This is a genomic window from Deltaproteobacteria bacterium (assembly GCA_029860075.1).
Classification (GTDB): domain Bacteria; phylum Desulfobacterota; class JADFVX01; order JADFVX01; family JADFVX01; genus JAOUBX01.
Window position 1 is genome coordinate 1 of the sequence record JAOUBX010000133.1, and the last position, 7,213, is coordinate 7,213.

Annotated in this window: 9 protein-coding genes; 3 read left to right on the plus strand and 6 right to left on the minus strand. The window is 42.2% G+C overall.

Translation table 11 applies throughout. From position 1 onward, the window contains the following. Positions 1-213 precede the first annotated feature (213 nt). The 3 genes from OEV42_20985 to OEV42_20995 all read right to left on the minus strand — a co-directional run bounded on the left by OEV42_20985 (position 214) and on the right by OEV42_20995 (position 1,762). The gene (locus OEV42_20985; GenBank protein MDH3976746.1) at positions 214-873 is read right to left on the minus strand and encodes a TVP38/TMEM64 family protein; all 660 of its coding nucleotides are present in this window, start codon (positions 871-873) and stop codon (positions 214-216) included. Positions 874-893: 20 nt separating this feature from the next. After that, entirely contained in the window at positions 894-1,235 is a 342-nt protein-coding gene (locus tag OEV42_20990) for a hypothetical protein (protein MDH3976747.1), read from the minus strand. 83 nt (positions 1,236-1,318) lie between these two features. Further along, complete coding sequence (locus OEV42_20995) at positions 1,319-1,762, minus strand: DNA-binding protein (protein ID MDH3976748.1); 444 nt, start codon at positions 1,760-1,762, stop codon at positions 1,319-1,321. Between the two features lie 174 nt (positions 1,763-1,936). On the opposite strand from OEV42_20995, the gene OEV42_21000 reads away from it, so the two are divergent. The 3 genes from OEV42_21000 to OEV42_21010 all read left to right on the plus strand — a co-directional run bounded on the left by OEV42_21000 (position 1,937) and on the right by OEV42_21010 (position 4,232). Continuing rightward, the gene (locus OEV42_21000) at positions 1,937-2,731 is read left to right on the plus strand and encodes a dienelactone hydrolase family protein (protein MDH3976749.1); all 795 of its coding nucleotides are present in this window, start codon (positions 1,937-1,939) and stop codon (positions 2,729-2,731) included. 86 nt (positions 2,732-2,817) lie between these two features. Then, positions 2,818-3,276: an NfeD family protein gene (locus OEV42_21005; GenBank protein ID MDH3976750.1), complete on the plus strand. Its 459-nt coding sequence runs from the start codon at positions 2,818-2,820 to the stop codon at positions 3,274-3,276. Positions 3,277-3,287: 11 nt separating this feature from the next. Continuing rightward, positions 3,288-4,232, plus strand: a complete 945-nt coding sequence (locus OEV42_21010) for a paraslipin (protein ID MDH3976751.1) — start codon at positions 3,288-3,290, stop codon at positions 4,230-4,232. An 11-nt stretch (positions 4,233-4,243) separates the two neighbouring features. Here OEV42_21010 and OEV42_21015 read toward each other — a convergent pair whose 3' ends face one another. The 3 genes from OEV42_21015 to OEV42_21025 form a co-directional block, all read right to left on the minus strand. Continuing rightward, entirely contained in the window at positions 4,244-4,708 is a 465-nt protein-coding gene (locus tag OEV42_21015) for a hypothetical protein (protein ID MDH3976752.1), read from the minus strand. 11 nt (positions 4,709-4,719) lie between these two features. After that, the gene (locus OEV42_21020; GenBank protein ID MDH3976753.1) at positions 4,720-6,054 is read right to left on the minus strand and encodes a sensor domain-containing diguanylate cyclase; all 1,335 of its coding nucleotides are present in this window, start codon (positions 6,052-6,054) and stop codon (positions 4,720-4,722) included. 274 nt (positions 6,055-6,328) lie between these two features. Beyond that, the coding region (locus OEV42_21025) for an aminotransferase class I/II-fold pyridoxal phosphate-dependent enzyme (protein ID MDH3976754.1) at positions 6,329-7,213 on the minus strand (885 nt) is incomplete at its 5' end.

Genomic DNA, 7,213 nt, shown 5'->3' on the forward strand with positions numbered 1-7,213 from the left:
GCGAAGCGAGTTTTTGTGCCCGCCGAAGGCAACGGTGGAAGGAGGGGAGTCCCGCCTTGGCGGGACCAAGTTTTAGGGCGGCCTTTCTTTTGTTACTTTTCTTTGTCCGCAAAAGAAAAGTAAAAATTATTATGGCATAGCCTTTTAACTCTAACCCCGCCCAAAGGACGGGGATTTCAAAGATTAATTAAACTTGCAACAGGCCTTTTCTTTTCAATTAACACCCTTCTTCCTGTGGATCACCCTGGCTATTGCCAGTCCCAGAAAGAAAAAGGTGAGAGCCAGGCCAAAAATCAATAGTCTGTTTTCTGCTGTGGCAGATGCCGTTCCGCCAAGAAGAACGAAGGAGACTAGCCCCGGTATAATGCCGATAAAGGTGCCGATAAAGAAATCGATGTGTTTCATGGAGGTGAGTCCGCAGCCATAATTAACGGCATCGAAAGGGAGATAGATGAGTCGCATGATAAGAACGGTTATTATGGCATTTTCACTGATTTTTTCCTCCCACTTTACTATCCAGCCATGCTCATGAGATTTGACCCAATCTCTGCCAAACCACCTGGATATGACAAATGCCAGGTTGGCACTTGCATTTTCACCGATAATGGTAAAAAGGATTCCCAACCAGGGACCGAAGATAAGACCCGAAGCGACTGTGAGAAGGGTGGCCGGAAAGAGAATGAGAGGGCGTATCGTGTAAAGGATGATGTAAATAGATGCCGATTTAAAGAGTCCGAAATCACTCATCCACAGGTGGAGCAGGTTGGGGATTTCTTTAAGGGGGACTTCCGATTGGAGCCATGAGTAGAGGGCAAGGGCAAAGAGTGAAAGCCAGAGTATGGCAAATATAATTTTTTTACGATGCTTTGTCATGGAACTGACCTATCCATGAATCAGTAATGAGCCAGTTTTTCTTCCATGGCGATCCATTTTTCTTCAAAGTCTGTTTCCGTCGTCTCTTCAAATTCAATCCGTTCAAGAGCTGCGACGGAGTCAACCCACAAGCCGTAATTACAGCCCCAGGGCGCAAGAACAATAGGATTTTTATCTTTATCGAGACCAATTTCGCGGTTAACTTTTTTCGTGTAGTCATCGATTTCGAGATACCACCAGTTGACGTGCCGGTATAGATCGTCAAAGTCGGGATTCTCCGTCTGCATGACGCTGCCCGGTTCTGATTCAGGATTTTCAGGTTTGTAGAGTTCGAGTTTTTCTTTGTAGATGATGTATTTCATAATATTAAAAGGACAAATTAAATGATTATTTATCCCCTCATTATTAAGGCGCACCCACAGGGCATAAAGGGACTAAGGGGTGGTCAAGGTTGAAGAAGTTTAAATCCTGTTTCAGGATCGGGGATTCTGGCAGCACTACAGTGGAGAAGTTCCCTTATTACCACTTCCATTACCTGCCATACTTTAACACCGGTACGAACGCAGCCTGTAATGGCCTTGTCTTTTCGTCCGCAGGCAATATGCATGTGGAGAACAGGTTTGCCTTCGTCATCGGGGAAGAGGGTGCCTGTTCCTGAAATTTCATAGACGTCATCCAGTTCGAGCGTCATGGGAGTAACGGGAGACTGACGTCCATCGACGGGGCCAACGGTAAGAACACTGCCTTTATCTGCACCGCCAAGGGCAATAACCGTTGCTGCGTTGATCGATTTTTCTGCGGCAAATCGCTCTATAGATTGGTGAAGAATCTCTCCGTCAAAAAGACGAATAACAAAGATACGCCCTTCCTTTGCTTCAGAATATTTCATAATTGGAAGGGTAAATGAAGTAGAAAATAAAGTCAAGTGGCGAGGGATCAACTAAGGTCAGCAAATAATCAAAGCTGTTTGTTTTGTCAAAGTTAAGGATAAAAAAATCTTTCAATTCTTTTCTTTTCATGATTTTAATGGTAAATATAATTAACTTTAAATCAGGGGGATGCTATGAAGAAATTATCGTTATTTTTATTTGGACTGATATTACTTTTGCCTCACACCGTCTTTTCGGAAATAAGGGGAGAGGAACTTGCTTATAGTGAGGGAGGCACTTCATTTAAGGGCTACATTGCCTATGATGATGGAATTAAAGAAAAGAGACCGGGCATACTTGTCGTTCATGAATGGTGGGGGCACAATGAATATGCCAGAAAAAGGGCCCGCATGCTGGCAGAGAAAGGTTACGTGGCTCTTGCTGTAGATATGTATGGCGATGGCAAGAAAGCGGAACACCCTGATGATGCAGGAGCCTTTGCCGGTGAGGTTATGAAGAATATGGAATCGGCAAAGAGAAGGTTTGAAGCAGCCCTTGATACCTTGAAAAAACATAAAATGACCGATAGCGGGAATATGGCTGCCATCGGCTATTGTTTTGGCGGTGGCGTCGTATTGAATATGGCCCGCATGGGCGTCGATCTAAAGGGTGTTGTCTCATTTCATGGAAGTCTCGGTGCAGCAGTGGAATCGAAACCGGGCACGATAAAGGCAAAAGTTCTCGTTTGTAACGGCAAGGAAGATGCTATGGTTTCACCGGAACAGATTGAAGCCTTCAAAAAAGAGATGAAAAAAGCCGGAGCAGATTACCACTTTAAGAATTATGAAGGCGCCAAACATAGTTTTACTAATCCCGATGCTGATAAGTTTGCTAAAAAATTTGATTTACCGCTGGCTTATAATAAAAAAGCTGATCGACAATCCTGGAACGATATGCAGCGTTTTTTAAGTGATATTTTTAGCAAATAGGATTTGCCTCTTTTTTCTGGTGAAATGTTGTGTAATGTTATATTTTTATAGTGCAGACTTTTTTATCTTCTTGGGGAGGGCTTTAAATGGATACTTTTAGTGATTGGGCTAAGCCGGAACTCATATGGTTCATTATAGGGCTCATTCTTCTACTTATGGAACTGGCCTTGCCGGGGCTTGTCATGTTCTTTTTTGGCGTAGGTGCCTGGATAGTTTCTCTAGTTTGTTTTGCTGCAGATATTTCTCTAAATGTTCAACTCATCACATTCCTTGTTTCTTCACTTCTTCTTCTTGCCATGTTAAGAAGCCAGTTGAAATCTCTTTTTTATGGTTATGGCTCTCAAAAGGAGGATATGTCTCACGATATGGATGAACTTATTGGTGAAACAGCCCGGGTAATCAAGGAGATAGGCCCTGGCATTAAAGGGAGGGTTGAACTTCATGGCACCGGTTGGGATGCTAAGGCAGATGAAAAAATTGTTCAAGGCGCCATGGTTAAGGTTGTCGATAAAGAAAGTATCACACTAAAAGTTAAAAAGATTTAGGGAGGCATAAAATGAATGTTACACCATTAACGGTTATCCTCATTGGAGTTATTATATTTGCACTTGTCATTTTTATTAAAACCATCAGGATTGTTCCCCAAAAACAGGCCTTTATCGTCGAGAGACTCGGCAAGTACAAGGCGACGCTGGAAGCCGGCTTTCACATCCTTATTCCTTTTCTCGACAAAATAAACTACAGACACAGTCTAAAAGAGCAGGCCCTCGATGTTTTGCCACAGGTCTGCATTACCAGGGATAATATTTCTGTTGAGGTTGACGGTATTCTCTATATACAGGTCATCGATGCTAAAAAGGCCTCTTATGGAATAAATAATTACCAATTTGCCGCATCACAACTTGCTCAAACGACGATGAGAAGTGTTATAGGAAAACTGGAACTCGATAAGACCTTTGAAGAGAGGGAAACCATTAACGGCACCATTGTCAATGCCGTCGATAAGGCCTCTGACCCATGGGGCGTTAAAGTGACCCGTTATGAGGTAAAGAACATCGTTCCTCCCAAAAGTATAAAAGATGCCATGGAAAAGCAGATGAGGGCGGAGCGTGAAAAACGAGCCATGATTGCTGAATCAGAGGGGGATAAGCAGGCAAAAATCAACAGGGCTGAAGGTGAAAAACAGGAGCTCATAGCACGTAGTGAAGGGGAAAAGCAAAAACGGATCAACGAGGCTGAAGGACGTGCCCGGGAGATTGAGAAAGTGGCTGAAGCAACGGCAAAAGGTTTAAAAGAAATTGCCCTTGCCATCAATGAAAAAGGTGGAATGAACGCTGTAAATTTAAGAATTGCCGAACAGTACCTCGGTGAATTCGGCAAGCTGGCCAGTACAAATAATTCCCTTATTATACCGTCAAACCTTTCTGACGTTTCCGGAATCGTTGCTTCTTTAGCTAAAGTTTTAAAGTCTCAGAAGGATAGTGGTCCTCCCCCAATTTAATGGAATATAAGTTAAGGCCCTTGCTGCTTTACTTTTTCTCTTTTCATTTCCATTTTTATATCCAGTGAATTTAGTTTATTGATGGTTTCTTTCAATCGGGAAATTTCTTCTTTTAGCAAAAGATTATTTTTTTTCTGATTATTTACTTCACGAAGAATTGCCAATAGATTTCTGATTTCATCACTGTTGCTTTTATGGGGGGCCAGGAGCACATATTTTTCAAGCTCTTCAAGGGCTTTCCCATAATTACACTGTGCGCCGTGGCTCTGGTAATAAAGCCCGGCAAGTTCAAGGTGGATACGGGCCTTAACGTCCAGGTCTTTATTCTCTTCGGCGCTTTTTTCAAGCCCTGCAATTGTTTCTTCCAGGCCAATGACAGGGATATGGTCAACTGTTCCCATGTTTTGTTTTTGTGAACAGCCGAGAACATCAAGCATTATGAAAAAGAAAAGGGGGAGTAAATAACTTCTCTTCATTCTTTTAACCTTCAAAGTGTGGCAGAGTTGTGTGTGCGACGGTCTTCTACGTAAGAACTGCCTGGAATTTTTTTTGCCGCTTCTTTTAATTCGGCAACAATCTCACCTAACTCAATATAACTTTCAAATTTCCGTTTTTCATTGGATACGGCGGCTACGGACAAGGAAACAAAGGGAAAGCTGGTATTTTCTCCCTGTCGTGTTTTTCCCATAATATAACCTCTTTTCCTGTCTTCTGAATTATAAAAAGAGGGAACCCTTTTGTCGAACTTGTCAATTATCTCCATACAGATTTTTTTATTATATTCCGGCTTTGTTATGACTGCAAAGTCATCACCTCCGATATGCCCTACAAAATCACTCATTTCTCCAAGCTTTGTAACCACGTCCTTGATTATGAGAGCGGAAGCCTTTATAAGCTCATTTCCTTTCGAGTAGCCGTAATGATCGTTATAGGCTTTGAAATTATCAAGATCAATGAGACAGAATGTTGTCGGGCTTTTTTTATTGATTCGTTCTTCAAGCATTTTTTCTATAGCCACACCTCCCGGTAATTTTGTAAGGGGGCTTGCATCGAGATGCAATGCTTCCAGCTGTCTGAGACGGCTTCCCATATACTTGAATTCAGTAGCAAGTTCCCATAATTCATCGCCTTGTTTTATTTCAGGCACATGATCGAATTGCCCTTCTGATATTCTCCTTGTGGCAGTCTTTAGCTTATCAATGGAACCTGACACATTTTTCGTTATCAATACAGCAGCAACAATCCCCACAATAATCCCCAGCATGCAGAGGGAGACTGTGTTTACAAAAGCATGATCAACTGTTTTTGCTATGAGGCGGGTTATTTTATCGTGATCGCCATATGCCTGTACTGAAAGATCATTTATAGTGGATAGAATGCTCTCCTGCTTCTTTACAATTTCATAATTTAATTCTTCTTTCTTTTTATTGGAAGTTTTTTTTGTTAAGGAGAATCTTTCAGAAAAGAGTTCGTTATATTCTAAATGAAGGGTTGCTATTTTACTTAGTAAAGGGTTTTTCTCTCCCGGCAGGTTATTGGCTTGACTAAGAAGTTTTCCAAACTCGACGCTGCGCTGGCGAAAGAGAATCCGCATTCCATTTTTTTTTGAAAGTAAATATCGTGAACCATAAAGCTCTTGTGCCAGAAGCGTATCGATCAGATCATCTGTGATCTTTATAACAGGGCCTTTATTTTCGATAAGTTCCTTGTTCATGTTGTTAAGACTGATAAGCGTTACAAGAGAAAATACTCCCAGGATAACAGGTATTGTCGATCCGACAATGAATCCGATTAGAACTTTTTCTACAATCTTAAGATTCATAATCCCGTATTTTTTTGGTGTTATAAAGAGGTTTTTATAAAATAATGATAGCAGGAACTTATGAAAATGCAATTTAGGGGCATTTATGAATGCAGGATGATAAGGGATAGCTTTTCTGATTGAGTTTGCTTCTTGAAGGAGGATGAATTATTTCTTCATTTCAAGCGGAACCGATTATATGACAGTTCCGCTTTATTTCTTATCTATGTCCTGACAGATGCCGCTTTTCAACTTCTCTTTTTCGCAGTAGATTTTCCCTAAGTCCGGCAGGCTCCTAGTACTCCTTAAAGCTTCCCAATGTTTCAAGTAAATATTCAATATCACCTGAAGTATGGCCGGCCGAGACCTGAAAGCGTATTTCCTCATCTCCCTTTGGTACGACGGGATAGTTAAGTCCCGTTGCCAGGATGCCACGGGTAAAGAGATAATTTACGAGTCCCCTGGTTTTCTCTGTGTTCCTTATCATTAATGGAACAATGGGGTGATCACCGGCAATAGTTTCAAACCCCAATGTTTCAATGCCCTTTTTCAGTTTTTTTGTCAGAGAATTTAGATTTTCCAGCAGCTTAAGCCCAGCCGGGCTGTCGAGAAGTTGCAAGGCCTTTAATGTCGCCACAGCCTCTGAAGGTGTAATCGGGTTGGAGTAGACATAGAAAGGAGCCTTTTCCCTCAGGTAGTCGATGATAGTTGAACTTGTCACTGCGTAGCCCCCATTGACACCTATTGACTTGCCCAGCGTTGAAATGAGTACATCTGCTTTTCTTCCTGTCACTTCCTCCGTACCTCTTCCACTCTTTCCAAAGGCGCCTACACCGTGAGAGTCATCGGCAACGGTAATGATCCCCTCTTTAAAGGTGCCTTCATGGTTTCGACAGATATCTGTAATCCTGTCGAGAGGCGCATGGTCTCCACGCATGCTGAAAATACCGTCAGTAACGACAATGGCCCTTTTTGCTTTGCCGGCGCCTTCTTTAAGGGCAGATGACAGGCCTTCCATGTTGAGGTGAGGGTAGACGGCTTTTACAGCCGGTCTCGACAACCTGATGGCGTTAATAATGCAATTGTGGTTAAGTGCATCGCTGATAACAAGCGTTTCTTCCGTAATAAGCTGAGAAAGAACACCCATAACCGCTGAATAGGCGGAACTGAAAATTATGGC

What these genes read in the sequence shown, in the direction of transcription:
- OEV42_20985 (MDH3976746.1), bottom strand. Translation starts at nt 873, where the DNA reads ATGACAAAGCATCGTAAAAAAATTATATTTGCCATACTCTGGCTTTCA.
- OEV42_20990 (MDH3976747.1), bottom strand. Translation starts at nt 1,235, where the DNA reads ATGAAATACATCATCTACAAAGAAAAACTCGAACTCTACAAACCTGAA.
- OEV42_20995 (MDH3976748.1), bottom strand. Translation starts at nt 1,762, where the DNA reads ATGAAATATTCTGAAGCAAAGGAAGGGCGTATCTTTGTTATTCGTCTT.
- OEV42_21000 (MDH3976749.1), top strand. Translation starts at nt 1,937, where the DNA reads ATGAAGAAATTATCGTTATTTTTATTTGGACTGATATTACTTTTGCCT.
- OEV42_21005 (MDH3976750.1), top strand. Translation starts at nt 2,818, where the DNA reads ATGGATACTTTTAGTGATTGGGCTAAGCCGGAACTCATATGGTTCATT.
- OEV42_21010 (MDH3976751.1), top strand. Translation starts at nt 3,288, where the DNA reads ATGAATGTTACACCATTAACGGTTATCCTCATTGGAGTTATTATATTT.
- OEV42_21015 (MDH3976752.1), bottom strand. Translation starts at nt 4,708, where the DNA reads ATGAAGAGAAGTTATTTACTCCCCCTTTTCTTTTTCATAATGCTTGAT.
- OEV42_21020 (MDH3976753.1), bottom strand. Translation starts at nt 6,054, where the DNA reads ATGAATCTTAAGATTGTAGAAAAAGTTCTAATCGGATTCATTGTCGGA.